Source organism: Deinococcus indicus, from assembly GCF_002198095.1.
GTDB classification, from domain to species: domain Bacteria; phylum Deinococcota; class Deinococci; order Deinococcales; family Deinococcaceae; genus Deinococcus; species Deinococcus caeni.
Map to the genome: position 1 here is coordinate 419743 of NZ_NHMK01000009.1, position 16261 is coordinate 436003.

General features: G+C 70.0%; 17 protein-coding genes. 10 read left to right on the forward strand and 7 right to left on the reverse strand.

Translation table 11 applies throughout. The annotated features are described in order from the left end of the window. The first annotated feature begins 235 nt into the window (after positions 1–235). The 5 genes from CBQ26_RS04535 to CBQ26_RS04555 all read left to right on the forward strand — a co-directional run bounded on the left by CBQ26_RS04535 (position 236) and on the right by CBQ26_RS04555 (position 3739). Positions 236–1795 (forward strand): 2-isopropylmalate synthase, encoded by a 1560-nt coding sequence (locus tag CBQ26_RS04535; protein ID WP_088247367.1) that lies wholly within the window; start codon positions 236–238, stop codon positions 1793–1795. A 95-nt stretch (positions 1796–1890) separates the two neighbouring features. After that, positions 1891–2184 (forward strand): antibiotic biosynthesis monooxygenase family protein, encoded by a 294-nt coding sequence (locus CBQ26_RS04540; RefSeq protein ID WP_088247368.1) that lies wholly within the window; start codon positions 1891–1893, stop codon positions 2182–2184. Next, entirely contained in the window at positions 2181–2579 is a 399-nt protein-coding gene (locus tag CBQ26_RS04545; RefSeq protein WP_088247369.1) for a low molecular weight protein tyrosine phosphatase family protein, read from the forward strand. Before CBQ26_RS04540 ends, CBQ26_RS04545 begins: the two co-directional genes overlap by 4 nt. Before the next feature lie 60 nt (positions 2580–2639). After that, on the forward strand, positions 2640–3017 hold the full coding sequence (locus tag CBQ26_RS04550) for a hypothetical protein (RefSeq protein ID WP_055363887.1): 378 nt from the start codon (positions 2640–2642) through the stop codon (positions 3015–3017). A 20-nt stretch (positions 3018–3037) separates the two neighbouring features. Beyond that, on the forward strand, positions 3038–3739 hold the full coding sequence (locus tag CBQ26_RS04555) for a metallophosphoesterase family protein (protein WP_342351768.1): 702 nt from the start codon (positions 3038–3040) through the stop codon (positions 3737–3739). 32 nt (positions 3740–3771) lie between these two features. On the opposite strand, the gene CBQ26_RS04560 is transcribed toward CBQ26_RS04555, so the two are convergent. The 3 genes from CBQ26_RS04560 to CBQ26_RS04570 form a co-directional block, all read right to left on the reverse strand. After that, complete coding sequence (locus CBQ26_RS04560; protein ID WP_088247372.1) at positions 3772–4179, reverse strand: META domain-containing protein; 408 nt, start codon at positions 4177–4179, stop codon at positions 3772–3774. A 143-nt stretch (positions 4180–4322) separates the two neighbouring features. After that, positions 4323–6122 carry a DEAD/DEAH box RNA helicase gene (locus CBQ26_RS04565; RefSeq protein ID WP_088247373.1) on the reverse strand — a complete coding sequence of 600 codons (1800 nt, stop codon included), beginning with the start codon at positions 6120–6122 and terminating at the stop codon, positions 4323–4325. Between the two features lie 366 nt (positions 6123–6488). Next, a complete protein-coding gene (locus CBQ26_RS04570; protein ID WP_229844236.1) occupies positions 6489–7469 on the reverse strand; it encodes an RluA family pseudouridine synthase in 981 nt (326 codons plus the stop codon). A gap of 212 nt (positions 7470–7681) precedes the next feature. Here CBQ26_RS04570 and CBQ26_RS04575 point away from each other — a divergent pair, with 212 nt between their 5' ends. From CBQ26_RS04575 to CBQ26_RS04595, 5 genes are all read left to right on the forward strand, one after another. Then, positions 7682–8419, forward strand: coding sequence for a ferritin-like domain-containing protein (locus CBQ26_RS04575; RefSeq protein WP_088247375.1), 738 nt, complete (start codon positions 7682–7684; stop codon positions 8417–8419). 29 nt (positions 8420–8448) lie between these two features. After that, positions 8449–9186, forward strand: coding sequence for a ferritin-like domain-containing protein (locus tag CBQ26_RS04580; protein WP_088247898.1), 738 nt, complete (start codon positions 8449–8451; stop codon positions 9184–9186). Positions 9187–9294: 108 nt separating this feature from the next. Continuing rightward, the gene (gene tatA, locus CBQ26_RS04585) at positions 9295–9579 is read left to right on the forward strand and encodes a twin-arginine translocase TatA/TatE family subunit (RefSeq protein ID WP_088247376.1); all 285 of its coding nucleotides are present in this window, start codon (positions 9295–9297) and stop codon (positions 9577–9579) included. A 108-nt stretch (positions 9580–9687) separates the two neighbouring features. Further along, complete coding sequence (locus tag CBQ26_RS04590) at positions 9688–10233, forward strand: RNA polymerase sigma factor (protein ID WP_172417915.1); 546 nt, start codon at positions 9688–9690, stop codon at positions 10231–10233. Positions 10234–10295: 62 nt separating this feature from the next. After that, a complete protein-coding gene (locus tag CBQ26_RS04595; protein WP_088247377.1) occupies positions 10296–11006 on the forward strand; it encodes an anti-sigma factor in 711 nt (236 codons plus the stop codon). A 189-nt stretch (positions 11007–11195) separates the two neighbouring features. Here CBQ26_RS04595 and CBQ26_RS04600 read toward each other — a convergent pair whose 3' ends face one another. From CBQ26_RS04600 to CBQ26_RS04615, 4 genes are all read right to left on the reverse strand, one after another. After that, positions 11196–12968, reverse strand: a complete 1773-nt coding sequence (locus CBQ26_RS04600) for an ATP-binding protein (protein ID WP_088247900.1) — start codon at positions 12966–12968, stop codon at positions 11196–11198. A gap of 44 nt (positions 12969–13012) precedes the next feature. Continuing rightward, complete coding sequence (locus CBQ26_RS04605) at positions 13013–14041, reverse strand: DNA double-strand break repair nuclease NurA (protein WP_172417916.1); 1029 nt, start codon at positions 14039–14041, stop codon at positions 13013–13015. 123 nt (positions 14042–14164) lie between these two features. Further along, positions 14165–14791: a Crp/Fnr family transcriptional regulator gene (locus CBQ26_RS04610; protein WP_088247379.1), complete on the reverse strand. Its 627-nt coding sequence runs from the start codon at positions 14789–14791 to the stop codon at positions 14165–14167. Between the two features lie 297 nt (positions 14792–15088). Continuing rightward, positions 15089–15985, reverse strand: coding sequence for a histone deacetylase family protein (locus CBQ26_RS04615; RefSeq protein WP_088247901.1), 897 nt, complete (start codon positions 15983–15985; stop codon positions 15089–15091). Between the last annotated feature and the right edge of the window lie 276 nt (positions 15986–16261).

The following is a 16261-nucleotide window of genomic DNA, read 5'->3' on the forward strand; positions in this document are numbered from 1 at the left end:
CCTCCCGGCGTGGCTGCATTCCAGACAACTCTTGCACGCGGCCCCGGCCGGCGCTTACACTCCGGGTCATGAACGCGTTCGGCCTGCTTCTTCTTACCCGTCCTCCGGTGGAGTGAACGGCAGCGAAAGCACATGCCTGGAACGCCCCCGGAGGACTCCCCTCCGGGGTTTTTTCATACCCGTCCGGACCACCCCACTCCCCGCCAGTCCCTCACACCCGCACAGGAGCCGCGCCATGACCCAGATCACCGACCCGAACCGCATCATCATCTTCGACACCACCCTGCGCGACGGTGAGCAGAGCCCCGGCGTGGCCCTGAACCACTCGCAGAAACTGGAAATCGCGCACCAGCTGGCCCGCATGGGCGTGGACGTCATCGAGGCCGGGTTCCCCATCGCCAGCCCCGGCGACCTGGAAGGCGTGAGCCGCATCGCCCGCGAGGTGCGCGGCCCCATCATCACCGGACTGGCCCGCGCCGCCCGACCCGACATCGAGGCCGCCGCCAGGGCCGTCGAGGCCGCCGAGAAACCCCGCATCCACACGTTCATCGCCACCAGCCCCATCCACATGCAGAAGAAACTGCAACTGGAACCCGACGCCGTCGTGGAACGCGCCGTGCAGGCCGTGACCTACGCCCGCACCTTCGTGGACGACGTGGAATTCAGCGCCGAGGACGCCACCCGCAGCGACATCCCCTTCCTGATCCGCATCTTCCAGTCGGCCGTGGAGGCCGGGGCCACCACCCTGAACATCCCCGACACGGTCGGGTACACCACCCCCGAGGAGATCCGCGCGATGTTCAGCGAGATCCGCGCCGCCATTCCCGCCCACGTCATCCTGAGCGCCCACTGCCACGACGACCTGGGCATGGCCGTCGCGAACTCCATCGCCGCGGCCGAGGGCGGCGCCCGGCAGATCGAATGCACCATCAACGGCATCGGGGAACGCGCCGGGAACGCCAGCCTGGAAGAACTGGTCATGGCGTTCCACACCCGCCGCGACCACTACGGCCTGGAAACCGGCATCCGCACCCGCGAACTGTACCGCGCCAGCCGACTGGTCAGCCGCCTGAGCGGCATGCCCGTGCAGCCCAACAAGGCCATCGTCGGTGACAACGCCTTCGCGCACGAGAGCGGCATCCATCAGGACGGCGTGATCAAGGCCCGCGAGACGTACGAGATCATGAACGCCGAACTCGTCGGCCGCGAGGCCGCCGTGCTGGTCATGGGCAAACACTCCGGCCGCGCCGCGTTCCGCAAGGCCCTGAACGACCTGGGCTACGCGGACCTGCCCGACGACAAGGTGCAGCACCTGTTCACCCGCTTCAAGGACCTCGCCGACCGCAAGGGCCAGATCTTCGCCGACGATCTGCGCGCCCTGGTCGACGCCCGCACCGACGTCCCGCAGACCTTCACGCTGGAAGCCTTCCAGATCACCAGCGGCATGAACATGACGCCCGTCGCCTTCGTCCGCCTGACCACCCCCGACGGGTCCGTCGAGGCCACCGCGCACGGCGACGGCCCGGTTGAGGCGGCCGTGCAGGCCATCAACCGCATCACGGGCATCGCGCCCACCATGGAAAGCTACCGGATTCAGGCCGTCACGGGCGGCGGCGACGCACTCGGCGAGGTCAGCATCAGCGCCCGCCACGGCGAGACCCTGCTGCACGGCAGCGGCGTCTCCACCGACGTCGTCGAATCCAGCGCCCGCGCCTGGCTGCGCATCCAGAACATGATCGTCGCCGGCATGGGCGCCGAACGCCGCCAGGGCGAATTCGCGCCCGGCCGCATTTAAGGTCACTGAGGATAGGTGATGGGTTCGCCGCTTCGCGGCTGAAGGATGGGGAGGCTGGTGTGCCCGGCCTCCCCATCTTTTTTGAAGGAGGACGTATGGTCCTGGAAATTGCCACGCTGCAGATCCGCCCCGGCCAGACCCCTGCGTTCGAGGCGGCCTTCGCGCAGGCGCAGCGCATCGTCGCTGTTAAGGGCGGGTACGTGCGGCACGAGCTTCAGCGTTGCGTGGAGGACAGTCACCGGTACGCGCTGCTGATCTGGTGGGAGACGCTGGAGGACCACACGGTCGGCTTCCGGGGCAGCCCCGAGTATCAGGAGTGGCGCGCGCTGCTGCATCACTTCTACGATCCGTTCCCGACGGTCGAGCATTTCGTGCGGGTCGCCCTGTGACCGGGGCAGCGGGGCCGCCCACACCCCGGCCGCTGCGCGTGCTGTTCGTCTGCGCGCAGAACAGGCTGCGCAGTCCCACGGCTGAAAGCATCTTCCGGGATGTGGACGGCTGGGAGGTCGCGTCGGCCGGCACGAACCGCGACGCGGAGGTGCCGGTGAGCCGCGATCTGCTGGAGTGGGCAGACGTGGCGGTGTGCATGGAGAAACGCCACCGGGACATCCTGCGTCAGCGGTTCCGGGGGGCGCTGCCGGACAACCGGATCCTGACCCTGGGGATCCCGGACAACTTTGAATTCATGGACGCGGAGCTGATCCGGCAGTTTCGCCGGCTGGTGCCGTGGCGGCTGGAGGCGATCCGGCCGCGCCCGGCAGGTGGCGGTGAGGGCGCGGGCTGATTCAGGTGTCTTCATGCGGGCAGGTCGTTTGATGGGGGCGTTCGTGGCAGCATGGAGGGCGTGACGAACCCGTTCCTGAGAACCGCCCTGATCACCGGCGCCGTGATTGCCGTTGTGAACATCGTTTTTGCCTCGCTGGAGTACGGTCTGCCCAACCTGCCGTGGTGGTTCTACGCCGCGCAGCTGCTGCTGCTGCCCGCCATGCTGCTGCCCATGCGGTACTTCCCGCAGGCCAGCGTCACCCCGGATTACCTGCGCCGCGCGGGGTTGTTCGCGCTGGGCTGGGCGGTGCCGTACGCCATCTACAAGTTCGCGCATGACGTCCTGAGCCCGGTGTTCAGTCCCGGCGCGTCCCTGGTGGGGTACGTGGTGACGGTGGCGCTGTTCTCGTTGATCTTCGCGGCGGTGCGGCGTCCCGGCGCGGGTGGTCGGCGCTGAGAATCGCGGTCCTGTCGGACGTGCACGGCAACGCCTTCGCGCTGCGGGCGGTGCTGGACGACATTCGCGCGGCCTCGCCGGATCTGATCCTGAACCTGGGGGATACGGTGTGGGGGGCCGCCGATCCGGCCGCCGCGTGGGCGTTGCAGGCTGAGTTCGCGCCGCCCAGCGTGCGCGGCAACACCGACGAGCGCGTAGCGGGGCTGCGGGACGGGCGGGAGGGCATGCGTGAGTGGCTGCGTTCGCACCTGCCCCCGGACCTCCCCGCGCGACTGGCCGACCTGCCCGTGCGGCTGGACGTGGCGGGCGGCGAGGTGCGCGCCGCGCACGGCAGCCCCCGCAGCGCCTGGGAGGACCTGATGCTGACCGGGACTCCGGCTGGCCGGACCCGCCCGGCGCGGTTCGCGGAGTTGCGCGAGCGGCTGGACGGTTTCACGGCGGACGGGGGAGGGCAGGTGTGCGTGGTGGGCCACACTCACCGCGAGATGCTGGCCGTCGTGGATGGCGTGACCGTCATGAACGTCGGCCCGGTGTCCCGTCAGAAGGACGGGCTGCCGCTGGCCCGCTGGGGCCTGCTGACCCGCCGCGCCGGGTGCTGGACTCCGGAGTTCCGCCGCACTGCATACGACGTGGCCGGGGCCGCCGCCTGGGCGCGGGAGCACGCTCCGTCCCAGGCCGCCGCCTTTGAGGCCGCGTGGCTGAGCGCCGGCCGGGAACCCTGAGCTGCCCCCGGACAGGACCGGGTGGGACCCGATCAGGGGGCCTGAATGGTCATGCGCCGGATGTTCAGCATGCCGGCGCCGGTGTCCAGGGTCAGACTGTCCTGCACGCGCGTGGCGGTCAGGGTGCGGCCCGACAGGGTCTTCAGAAGCACCTGTTCCTGCGCGGCGACGGCGTCGGAGCAGGCCATGCGGGTGGTGTTGATGCTGCTGAAGGTGACGCGGTTGCCGTTCATGCGCAGGGTGCCGTTCAGGCGGTTGCAGCCGGTGGTGCCGGTCAGGCGGTCGCCCTGGATGTTCAGTTGCGGCAGGCGGTTCTTGACGGGCACCGAGTCGGGGAGGGTCCAGCCGACGATCTTCCAGCTGCCGTTGAGGTCCGGGCTGAGGGCGATCTGGGCGGCGCCCGTTCCGAGCAGCAGGAGAGAGAGTGTGAATTTCTTCATATCCCCGATTGTCCTGTTCTCATCCTGCAAAAAAGTGGTCCGAATTACTTTTCTGGGTAAAGCGCCCACCCATTCCCGCTGCCAGCAATGCAGAACCCCCGTCCTTCATCGTGAAGGACGGGGGTTCACTCAATCAGCGGTGATCAGCGACCGGCGGGAACGAATTCACGGTCCGCGAAGTCCTCGCGGGGACGACCGCCACGGTCGTCACGGTCACGGCTCCAGCGACCCTGGCCGCCGCCCTGACCACCACGGCCACCGCCCTGGTAGCCGCCACGGCCGCCGCCCTGACCCTGGTACCCGCCACGGCTGCCGCCGCCACGGTATCCGCCCTCGTCGCGGTCACGGTAGCCGCCACGGCCGCCCTGGTATCCGCCCTCGCGGCGTTCACGGGTGGGCTGCTCGAACAGTTCCGGCAGTTCCTGCGCGACTTCCACGGTGACCTCGCCTTCCAGCGGGCTGGCGCTCATCAGCTTCTGCACGAGTTCGCTGGGCACGTCGGCGACCGCGCCGCCACGCCACTGGCGGATCTTGCCCAGGCGGCGGGTGTCGATGTCGGCGTTGCGGGCCAGCAGCGCCACGGCGCGCGCCACGCTCATGCGCTCGGCGTGCAGGATGATGGTCGTCTGACCTTCCTCACCGCTGAGCAGGCTGGCGGCCTTCACGGGCTCGGTCACGCCGCTGATCTTGGCCAGGGCGCGGGACAGCGCCTCCAGGCCCATCTCGCTGAACAGACGCTCGGCCTCGGCCTGGAAGGTCTGCGCGACGCTGCTGTCGACCTTGCGGACCATCTCGGCGCTCGTGCGGGCGCTCGCACCCTGCACTTCCTTGGGGGTGGGCAGGGCGCGCTCGATGAAGCGCACGCCGGTCACGCGTTCCAGGCCCATCACTTCGCGCTGCTCGCGGTCGCCGTACATGATGATGGCGGTGCCGGTGCGGCCCGCGCGGCCGGTACGGCCGGAGCGGTGCACGTAGCTCTCGGGGTCCTGCGGCAGGTGGTACTGGACCACCAGATCGACCTCGGGGATGTCCAGGCCGCGGGCGGCCACGTCGGTGGCGACCAGCACGCCGGCGCGGCCGTTGCGGAAGGCGTTCAGGGCGCGTTCGCGCTGGCTCTGCGCGAGGTCTCCGTGCAGCGCCTCGGACTCGATGCCGCGGTGGATCAGTTCGTTCGCCAGTTCGTCGGCTTCACGCTTAGTGCGCGTGAACACGATGGCCTTTTCCGGGTTGTAGATGGTGAGCAGGTCGGCCAGCACGCGGGTGCGGGCGCGGCCCACGCGGATCTTCAGGTGCTCGACGGTCTGCGCGGCCTGGCTCTTGCCCTCGCCGACCATGTCGATCACGATCGGGTTGTTCAGGTACTTCTTCGACAGGCGGTGAATGTCGTTCGTCAGCGTGGCGCTGAACAGCAGCGTCTGGCGGCCTTCCGGCGTGCGCTGGAGGATCGTCTCGATGGCGTCGGCGAAGCCCACGCTGAGCATCTCGTCGGCCTCGTCCAGCACCGCGAACTCCACGGCGGTCAGGTCGATGTTGCCACGGTCGAGGTGGTCGATCAGGCGGCCGGGCGTGCCGACGATCACGTCGACGCCGCGGCGCAGCGCGTTCTCCTGCGGGGCGTAGGCGGCGCCGCCGTACACGGTGACGGTCGTCAGGCCCTGGCCGCTCTTGCTGAACTCCTCGGCGACCTGCTTGGCCAGTTCGCGGGTCGGGGCGACCACGATGGCGCGGGGCAGACGGCCGCGTTCACGGCTGGGTTCCAGTCGGGTGATGATGGGCAGCGCGAAGGCCAGCGTCTTGCCGGTGCCGGTGCGGGCGCGGCCGATCATGTCGCGGCCCTGCAGGGTGTGGGGCAGGCTCTCGGCCTGGATGGGGCTGGCTTCCGTGATACCGCGCTCGGCGAGACGCGCCGCGAGTTCGGGCGCAATCAGTTGGTCAAAGTTCATTTGTGGTCCTTTCGGGAAAGCACAGCCCCAGTGACCAGCAAACGCCTTGAATCCCGGCATCACGCATGTCCTGAAAGTGGGGGCACTCTCCAGCCGCCCGGGTATCTCCCGCTGCGGCGCACGAATTGAAAGATTACAGCAAGTCCGGCCGGAATGCAAGCGGTGATCAGCGAAAAAGCTGGAAGCGGGTCAGGTGCCCGTCCAGTCTGGTCCGCGCCCATCAGGCGCTCCGGTTGTCACTGCCCGGCAGTCTAGCGCATCCGGCCCCTGCCCTGGCAGCCCTGCACCCGTCGGGCTGGAGGCAGCGTGTCCGGCGGATGCCGCTTGTTCTGCTGACAGGCCGGAACCCGTGCTATTCCCTGCGCGCTATTCCCCGCGCGGCGCGACTTCCAGGGTGTCCGGTACGCGGCCGCCCACGCCCACCCAGGCGCTCAGCATGTCGTCCGGGACCGGGGCGTGCAGGTGCAGCGCCCGGCCCGTCACTGGGTGCGGGATGGTCAGGAACTGCGCGTGCAGCGCGTGCCGGGGCATGAGTTCGCTCTCGCGGCCGTACACGCTGTCACCCAGGATCGGGCTGCCCAGGTGCGCCAGATGCACCCGGATCTGGTGCGTGCGGCCCGTGCGCGGCTGCGCCCGCACCAGCGTCAGCGTGCGCCCGTGCCCGTCCGGGCGGGTGTCCAGCGGCGTGAACAGCGTCTGCGCGTCACGCGGTTGCGCGCCGCCGACCGTCATGCGTTGCCGCTGTACCGGGTGCCGGCCCACCGGGGCGTCCACCTGCACGGCCTCCAGCGCCTTCCACTGCCCGGCCGCGATCGCCAGGTACGTTTTGCGGGTCCGGCGGTCCTTGAACGCCGCCGCCAGCGCCGCGTGCGCCGCGACCGTCTTGGCGACCACGATCACGCCGCTGGTGTCGCGGTCCAGGCGGTGGACGATGCCGGGCCGGTACCCGTCCGGGCCGTCGTGCCCGTCCTGCTGCGGCAGGCTCATGCGGCCCAGCAGCGCGTTCACCAGCGTGCCGGTACTCACGCCCGGCGCGGGGTGCGTGATCATGCCCGCCGGTTTGTTCACGGCGATCAGGTGCTCGTCCTCGAACAGCACATCCAGCGGCACGTTCTCGGGGCGGACGGTCGCGTCCGGCGGGGGCGGCACGCGGACCGTGAGGGCCTCGCCGCCCCGCAGTTTCAGGGCGGGTTTCAGCGCGGGCTGCCCGGCCACCTGCACGAACCCACCCGTGATCCAGGCGGCCACCTGCGAGCGGCTCGCGCCGGTCAGGGCCGACAGCACGGCGTCCAGCCGGCCCGGCGTGGCGGTCAGGAGGCTGGCATCGGGGGACGGCGCGTCATTCACGGCGCGCAGTGTACTCCGGCACGACCGGAACGGACCGCCCGCCTTCACGCAGCCTTTAACGAACGGCGGCCCCGTGATCCGACCGCGCACGCCCCGCATATGGCTGTTCGAGTGAGGACAGGAGGGGGGGCGCACGCGCCGACCTACCGGCCGGAACCGGGTGGCTGCCCAGCAGCCGTTCAGGTCGGCGCACACCGCTCAAGGAGGCTTCAATGCCGGACGACACCCAGATCACATCTGCCGTCAACAGCACCTCACGCCGTCAGTTCATGGGCTACGCCGCACTGTTCGGCGGAGGCATGGCCCTCGTTTCCTGCGGAGTCGCCTTCCCGGAGCTGACTGCCGCCGAGAAACAGGACATCGACATCCTGAACTACGCGCTGACCCTGGAGTACCTGGAAGCCGAGTTCTACGCGGCCTTCATCGGCAGCGGCCCGTACGCCGGGAAGCTCTCGAACCCGCGCGTGATCCAGTACGCCAAGGAGATCGCCGCGCACGAGGCCTCGCACGTCGAGGCGCTGAAGAAGACCATCATCAGCCTGCGCGGCACGCCGGTCGCCAAGCCCACCTTCGACTTCAGCCCCCTGATCGGGAACGCCACCGTGAACGATCAGCTGTTCCTCCAGCTGGCCGCCGTCCTCGAACCGGTCGGCGTGCGCGCCTACCTGGGTCAGGTCGCCCGCCTCAGCAACCCCCAGCTGATCGCCGCCGCCGCCGCGATTCACGCCGTGGAAGCCAACCACGTCTCCGCCGTGCAGGAACTGCGCGTCAAGCTGGGCTTCAACACCACCCCGGAGCGCCAGACCGACATCGCGCCCCAGAGCGTCACGAGGCCCAACAGCACCGCCGCCGCCGACTTCGACCCGAACTACGCCCCGGCCCCCACCGCGCTGTGGAAGGCCCTGACCATGGCCGAAGTGCTGGCCATCGTCAAACCCGTCATCAAGTGAGCGGCACCGCACGGAAAGGAGAGCACACCATGACCACACCCACCCGCCGTTCCTTCCTGAAAATCGCCGGTGCCGGCGCCGGGGCCATGACCCTGGGCGGCCTGAGCCTGCCCGCGCTGGCCGCCACCAGCGTCGCCAACAAGAGCGCCAAGCAGGACCTCGACATCCTGAACTACGCCCTGACCCTGGAGTACCTGGAAGCCGAGTTCTACAACGCCTTCACCGGCAGCGGCGCCTACGCCAGCCGGCTCACGGACACCCGTGTGCGCTCGTACGCCCGCAACCTGGCCTCGCACGAGAACGACCACGTGACGGCCCTGCAGGGCACCATCCGCGCCCTGGGGGGGATGCCGGTCACCAAGCCCAACATCGACTTCAGCCCGCTGCTCACCAACAGCGACGGCAGCGCCAAGACCGTGAACGACGAACTGTTCCTGGCACTGGCGAACACCTTCGAACCCATCGGGGTGCGCGCCTACCTGGGGCAGGCCGACCGGATCCTGAACGGGGACGTCCTGACGGCCGCCGCCAGCATCCTCGCCGTAGAGGCCAACCACGCCAGCGGCATCCAGGAACTGCGGACCCAGCTGGGCTTCAACAAGAAATCCACCCGTCAGACCAGCCGCGCCCCGCAGAGCGACGCGAAACCCACGAGCACCAACGTGGCCGACTTCGACGGTGACTTCTCGCCCACCCCCACCGACTTCTGGACGCCGCTGAGCATGGAAGACGTCCTGGCCATGGTCAAACCTCTGATCAAGAGCTGACACCGGACACCCGTCCTGCGTCATCCGGGGGGATGAGGAGGCCGCCGCCTGCGGCCCCCGTCCCCCACGCCCTTCCCGCCCCGCCTTCCCACCACAAGGAGAACCCCCATGCCCAACATCGGTCCCGCTGAACTGCTCGTGATCCTGCTCGTCGCGCTGGTCGTGTTCGGCCCCCGCAAACTCCCGGAACTCGGCAAGAGCCTCGGCCACGGCCTGCGCGAATTCCGCAAGAGCACCCAGGGGCTGAAAGACGGCCTGAGCCTCGACGCGCCCACGCCGGCCGTTCCCGCCGCGCAGCCCGCGCCCGTCACAGCCGCCGCCGTCAGCGCCCAGGCTGTCAGTGCGCAGGCCGTCACCGCCACGCCCGCCGGCCACGTCACCCCCCAGGCCTGAAGGTCCGCCCCCACGCGACCCGCCTCACCGCCAGCCCAGCCGGCGACGCAACTGGTAGATGCACGACCAACCGCCTCCCGACCAGCCTGATAGGCTGACCGGTACCACATGAGCCAGCCTTCCCTTCACCCCGACCTGCCCGACGAGGCGCTCATCCAGGCGATGGCCCAGGGCCGCGAGGACGCGCTCCAGGAACTGCACCGCCGACACGCGCGGCTGCTGTACTCCCTCGGTCACCGCATGCTCCGCCAGACCGACGACGTGGAAAGCTGCGTGCAGGACGCGTTCATGAACGCCTGGCGACACGCCGCGCGCTTCGACGCCCGCCGCGCCGCCGCGAAGACCTGGCTGGTCAGCATCGCCCACCACCGCTTCCTTCAGGAACTGCGCGACCGCCCCGACACCAACCTCGAAATCGAGGAATGGGACGCCCCGACCTCCGCCGCCGACCCCGCCGACCGCATCATGGCCGAACGGGCCGTGCAGGGCCTGGAGGGCAGCCAGCGGGAACTGGTCGAACTGGCGTACTACCGCGGGTACTCGCACAGCGAACTGGCCGTCATTACCGGCCTGCCCGTCGGTACGGTAAAGTCTCGACTGCGCGCCGCCCTCGACCGGATGCGCGCCCACCTGAACACCGGCGGCCCCGCTTGACCCCCGCCCGCAGCCCCTTCCCACCCACCACCCTCACGCCCCCCAAGGCAGGTGAATGACACGTGACCATCAACCGAGACGACCTTCTGGCCCTGGCGCTGGGCCTGTTGACCCCCGAGGAGGAGGCGCGTGTGCAGGCCGCGCTGGACGCCGACCCGGCCCTGATGGCCGAGTACCGCGCCGACCTGGAAGCCCTGCACCACCTGCCGGACGACCTGCCCCCCGCCCAGGTGCCCGCTGGAGCCGAGGAACGACTCCTGGCCCGCCTGCACGCCGAACGCCCCGCAGCCCAGGCGAATCCCGCCCCCAGCGCGCCCGTCAGTCAACCGCTGTTCCCGGACGGCCAAGCCCCCCAGGGCGCCCCCCGCCCTGCCCGGCTGAACTGGCGTGGCGGCCTGCTGGCCCTCGTCGCGGCCGTCGCGCTGGGCGTGATGTTCCTGCGGCCCTCCGAACCCACCGACCTGCTCAGCGAGTTCGCCGGAGCACCCGGCGCCGTCACCCAGGAACTCGGCGCGACCGGACGCCCGCTGGGCCAGCTGATCCGCCTGCCGGACGGCCGCGCCTACCTGCACCTCAGCGCCGCCGCGCCCGAGCAGCGCGTGTACCAGCTGTGGCGCATCGAGAACCAGACGCCCGTGTCGGCCGGCGTGTTCGACGGACAGGGCATCCTGATTCCCGCACTGAAAGACGGACAGACCATCGCCGTCAGCGTGGAACCGCGCGGCGGCAGCCAGCAACCCACCACGCAGCCGATCCTCGTGCAGTCGCTGTAAGACGGACTCCGAGTAAGCCGCCGGAAACCTGCCGCAGGGCCGGGACGGACAGGGAGCATGATCTCCCCGTCCGCCCCGGCCCTGCGACGGTTCGCGCCCGCCGCTGCCTGGATCGCTGGCCACCCGGCAGGGATTGTGGTGCGGATTCCGATGGAACGGGCTACAGGGGCCTTCCAACCGGAATCCGCGTCAGTACAGCCAGTCCTCGCCGACTTCCTCGACCTTCTTGCCCTGCAGGTCGTCCACCTCGTCCAGGCGGGTGGCCCAGGCGGGGAAGGGGTAGTTGACCAGCACGGGGTTGGGCACGTCCGGCTGGCTGACCAGCATGGTGCCAGGTTGCAGGATGCCGGCGCGCGCCCGGAAGCTCTGAGGCAGGAAGCGGTACTCGGGCCGCTCGGCCTCCGCGAGGTCCAGGCGGCCCACCACGCGGATCGCGGCATTCGATACGATGCGCCGCTCGACCTCGCTGGCCGTCTGCTGCGCGCCGATCAGGATGATGCCCAGCGAGCGGCCGCGCTCGGCGATGTCCAGCAGCACGTCCTTGATGGGACTGTCGCCGTCGCGCGGGGCGTACTTGTTCAGCTCGTCGAGAACCACGAAGACCGTGTCCTGCCGCCCCACGCGTTCCTTGTGCTCGAACAGGTCGCGCAGCAGCACGCCCACGATGAACATCTGCGCGGTGGCGGACAGCGTGTGGATGTCCACCACGGTCGTCTGCACGCCGGGTTTCAGCGGGTCCGGGCGGAAGCGGGCGGCCTGTTCGGCGCTCACGTCGCCGCGCACCAGCGGGGTCAGGTGCTTCTGCACGCCTCGCAGGCGGCGGATGAACGCCTGGAGGGTGGCGGGTGACTGCTTGCCCACCCATTTGCGGTCGCCCTCGCCGTCGTTTGCGTCGAGCAGTTTGTACTCCAGGTACGCCACGAGCTGCGCGAAGGTGCTGATGCGGACGCTGCCCATCTCGTCGAAGCGCACGTCCTCGTCCAGCACCTGCTCGGTGTCGGGCTGCCAGTCCTCCACGGTCAGGTAGGGCGTGTCGGCCCCCTGCGCCATGCGGTACAGGCGCTCCTCGATACTGCCGATCACGAAGCCCAGGTTCACGCTCGCGTCCCGGTCCACGAACACGTACGGCAGCATCCGCCGCGCGCAGAACTCCCGCAGCGAGTACAGGAACGGCGTGACCCCCTCGGCGCGCTGCTCGACGTGCGGCACGATCGCCGCCCCCGCACTGCCGGGCCGGGGCGGCGCGAGGAACTGCACGTCCCGGAACGCCTCGACCGGCAGGCCCATCAGCGCGTAGCGGTGGTCCGGCAGGCCCTTCTGCGCCCGCGCCTGCGCCTCGCGGGACTCGACCTCGCGGTTGCGCTTGTCGAGGAACAGCAGGTCCTCGCCCTTCACGTTGAAGATCAGCGCCCGCCCCGCCGACGCGCCCGTGCCCATCACGCCACTGCGGAAGATGGAATGCAGCAGGAACAGCGCGTAACTGGTCTTGGTCGCCACGCCCGAGATCCCGCTGATGTTGATGTGCCCGCCGTTCTCGCCGTTCACGAAGCGGTAGTTGACCGGCAGCACCTGCCCGTCGGCCAGCAGCCCGCCGGGGAAGGCCTTCTCACCCATCTTGTCGGCGCTCAGGGCCATGCGCAGGTCGTCGCCCCGCGCGTGCCGCACCCCGTCGCCCGGCTGCGGCGGAATGAAGTTCTCGGGGTTCACGCGCGTCACCAGCACCCGCGCCGCGTAACTCACGCTGGCCGGCAGCAGGCCCGCCGCGACGTCCTGCACGTCACTGTCGAAGGTCACGCCCTCATGCCGGGTGCGCACATGATCCACGATTCCGTAAAAATTGACGAACGACCCGTCCGGTTTGCGGGTCTGCACCGCCACCAGATCGTCGAGTTGCACGCTCGCACCGGGCAGCACCGCGAACCAGAAACTCACGGGCGTCACGTCCTGCGTGCCCAGCACCATGCCCACCGGCGCGCCCGCCTCTGCGGCCCCGAAGTTCAGGTTCGTCACGCGACCCCCTGCAGACCCGCGATGTGCGCCCGGATGCGGCGCGTCACGAGGTCCGCGCTGCCCATGCTGCGGCCCATCGCCTGCTCCAGCGCCGCCGTGGGAATCAGGTTCTGCGGCGCGCGCGGGTCCTTGTGCGCGTGACTGCCCAGCCGCCCCAGCAGGGTGCCGCTGAGGTTCGCGACCTCGCGCACGGTGGGCGGCAGGAAGTCCGGTTCGGGCGGCGCGTACATCTCCAGGCGCATGACGCCGCTCATGGGGTGCTGGTAGAAGGCGGCGCCGGACAGGCGCACGTACCACGTGAAGCGCGTGCTGCGGCCCGTCTCGGATTTCATGTGCAGGATCGGGGTGCGTTCGCCGGGTTTCAGTTCGCTCAGCAGGCCCACCCGGTCGGCGCTCAGGTACTGCGTCTGCATGGTCTTCACGTACCCGACCACCGCGCCACCCAGCGTGGCCCCGCCGCGCCGCAGCGTGCCGTCCTGCAACGTCAGAGAGGTCAGGGCCTCGCGGTCGTCGGTTTCCTCGGTCGGCACCAGCGAGGCGTACCCGTGCGAGAGCGTCTGCTCGGCGTCGAGCATCAGGGCCTGGAGGCGGTGCAGCGGCGCCATTGGGTCGGCGCTGTCGGTCGGGACCGGGTGGTACAGCAGGGTGCCGCTGTGCGGGTCGCGCGGCGAGAGGCTGGTCGGGTCGAGCTTCAGCGCCGGGGCGTGCGCCAGCACCCGCATGGCCCGCACGTCCAGCAGTTCGGCGGCGCGGGAGCCGTGGGGGCACAGGCTGACCGCGCCGACCACGTACGCACCGAACCCACCCGTTCCGACGTTCCCGTGGTCGTCCTCCACGAACACGCGGCCCTCCATGCGGCGTTTGCCGTCCACGACCTGCACGGTGCTCAGCTGGCGGGGAATCGGGCGGGCGGGAATCGCGGCCCAGCGGGGGGTTTCTATGTCGATCAGGGTGCCGTCGAAGGGGTCGAGGGTCAGCTGGCCGCCCTCGATGTCCACGGGCCAGGGGTCCAGGCGAATACGCATGCCCGCAATTCTACGCGCCGGACAGAATGTCTGACCGTTGCTATGGTGCGCCGTGGCTCCGGTGACGCGAAGGCGCCGCCGGTCCGGGGAAGGACGGGCGGCGCCGGTGGAGTGGTGCGGTGTTCAGCCGTGGTAGCCGCTCAGGAGGCGCAGGCCGTCCTCGTCGGTCAGGGTCAGGCAGCGGTAGGCGGGGCTCAGCAGGCCGTCGTCGCGCATCTCGCCGATCAGTTTGCTGACGCTCTCGCGGGTGGCGCCGGTGCCCTCGGCGATCAGTTCGTGCGTGGCCCGCACGAAACGGGTGCCGTCGCTGTGCGCGCCGCCCAGGGTGCTGTCCGCGAGGTTCAGCAGGTAGCGGGCGATGCGTTCGCGCAGGTCGCCGTCCTGAATGTGGACGCCGTCGGTCATCATGCGTTGCAGCTGGGCGCTGAGGCTGCGGGTCAGGTCCCACAGTTCGGCGGCGCTCAGGTGCTGCGGGTGGATGGGGGTCAGGACGGTGTCGGTCAGCGCGACTACCTGATGGCCGCGCGTCTGGCCGTGCAGGCATTCCTCGCCGAAGATGTCGCCGGGGCGGATGTGGCGCACGGTCAGGTTGCGGCCCTGCGGGGTGAGGCGCACGGCGCGCATCAGGCCGCTTTCGAGGCGGTAGAGGCTGGGGGCGCTGTCTCCGGCGTAGTACAGGGTCTGGCCACGGCGCACCGTGCGGTTCAGGTCGTGTGTCTGGGGCAGGGTGATGGGGGCGAGGTACGTCATGGTGACTCCTGTTGGGTGCGCCGGTGCGCTGGAGGAATGCGGTGCGTGGGGTTGCGGCCTTCTCTTGTGGAATGAAGTGTACAACCCTTGTACAACCTTGAAACGTTCGTGGATCACAGTGTGAAAAGTAAACCAATGGGTTTCGGCATGTGAGCCGGGCAGCCGTGCCAGTCAGGCTCCAGCCGCTCAGCATTCCTCACCGGGAGGGGCAGTCGGGGGTACGCTTCCCCCGACGCCACACCTTTCGGCACCGCCGGGGTGCTTCAGGACTGTCCAACCCCCGACCCTCCCGGACCGCTACCCCAGCACGTCCAGGCCGTCCAGTACGACACTCGCGTGCGCCTCGACCGTCAGCGCGTGATCGTGGTTGTACCCGCCGGCCATCATCGTCACCACGGGCACGCCGGCCGCCCGCGCCCAGCCCAGCACCGCGCGGTTACGCCCGCGCACGCCGTCCAGCGTCAGCGCGAACCGCCCGAAGCGGTCCCCGGCCAGCACGTCCGCCCCCGCCAGGTACAGCAGCAGGTCCGGCCGGAACGCCTCCAGCGCCGGCAGCACCCGCGAACGCACCACCGACAGGTACTCGGCGTCCGTCACGCCGTCCCCCAGCCCGATGTCCAGCGAACTGACCTCCTTGCGGAACGGGTAGTTGCGCTCGCCATGCACGCTCAGCGTGAACGCCCGCGCCTCGGTCGCCAGCAGCGCCGCCGTGCCGTTCCCCTGATGCACGTCCAGGTCCACGACCGCCACCCGCCGCGCCAGCCCGTCATCCAGTGCGATGCGGGTCAGGATCGCCGCGTCGTTCACCAGACAGAAGCCCTCGGCGCGGTCCTGGAAGGCGTGGTGCGTGCCGCCCGCCAGGTTCGCGCCCCACCCGACCCGCAGCGCGTCGTGCAGCGCTGCCAGCGACCCGCCCGCCGCCCGGCGCGCCCGCTCGACCACGCCCGGCGACCACGGCAGCCCGAAGGCGCGTTCCTCGTGCCGGTCCACCTCGCCGCGCCGCCAGCGCCTCAGCCAGTGCGGATCATGCACGCGCGCCGCGTCCGCCCAGCGCAGCGGCGGGGTGTCCAGCACCGGCAGCAGCGGGGACAGGCGCCGCCGCACCCCCTCGTACTTGTAGTACGGGAAACGGTGCCCGTCCGGCAGCGGAAACCCGTAATCCGCCGGCGAGTACGCCCGGAACGGATGCCGGATTACCGACGCTGCCGGGAGAAGTTCTGCGGCTTCACTCACGCTCCGCAGTCTGCCGCAGCCCGCCCCGCCGCACGGCAAGCGAAGCCACAGCCGCGCCCCACCGTCCGTCCGCAGCGGCTCTTCATACGGACTGCCGTTTGTTTCGCCAACAATCCGGAAGTTCACCGCCCCTGCCGGCTCCACGTCCGGAGGGGCGTTTCTCTCCTGCTCTGCGGGGCAGTTCTCCGAGTCGCATCCGCTCGGACCGGGCGGGCTTTGCAGCCCATTCAATCGGAG

Bases quoted from the DNA above. Each gene is read 5' to 3' on its own strand.
- CBQ26_RS04600 (WP_088247900.1), bottom strand. From the start codon at position 12,968: ATGGTGCTGGGCACGCAGGACGTGACGCCCGTGAGTTTCTGGTTCGCG.
- CBQ26_RS04605 (WP_172417916.1), bottom strand. From the start codon at position 14,041: ATGCGTATTCGCCTGGACCCCTGGCCCGTGGACATCGAGGGCGGCCAG.
- CBQ26_RS04535 (WP_088247367.1), top strand. From the start codon at position 236: ATGACCCAGATCACCGACCCGAACCGCATCATCATCTTCGACACCACC.
- CBQ26_RS04565 (WP_088247373.1), bottom strand. From the start codon at position 6,122: ATGAACTTTGACCAACTGATTGCGCCCGAACTCGCGGCGCGTCTCGCC.
- CBQ26_RS04575 (WP_088247375.1), top strand. From the start codon at position 7,682: ATGCCGGACGACACCCAGATCACATCTGCCGTCAACAGCACCTCACGC.
- CBQ26_RS04560 (WP_088247372.1), bottom strand. From the start codon at position 4,179: ATGAAGAAATTCACACTCTCTCTCCTGCTGCTCGGAACGGGCGCCGCC.
- CBQ26_RS04540 (WP_088247368.1), top strand. From the start codon at position 1,891: ATGGTCCTGGAAATTGCCACGCTGCAGATCCGCCCCGGCCAGACCCCT.
- CBQ26_RS04580 (WP_088247898.1), top strand. From the start codon at position 8,449: ATGACCACACCCACCCGCCGTTCCTTCCTGAAAATCGCCGGTGCCGGC.
- tatA (WP_088247376.1), top strand. From the start codon at position 9,295: ATGCCCAACATCGGTCCCGCTGAACTGCTCGTGATCCTGCTCGTCGCG.
- CBQ26_RS04590 (WP_172417915.1), top strand. From the start codon at position 9,688: ATGAGCCAGCCTTCCCTTCACCCCGACCTGCCCGACGAGGCGCTCATC.
- CBQ26_RS04610 (WP_088247379.1), bottom strand. From the start codon at position 14,791: ATGACGTACCTCGCCCCCATCACCCTGCCCCAGACACACGACCTGAAC.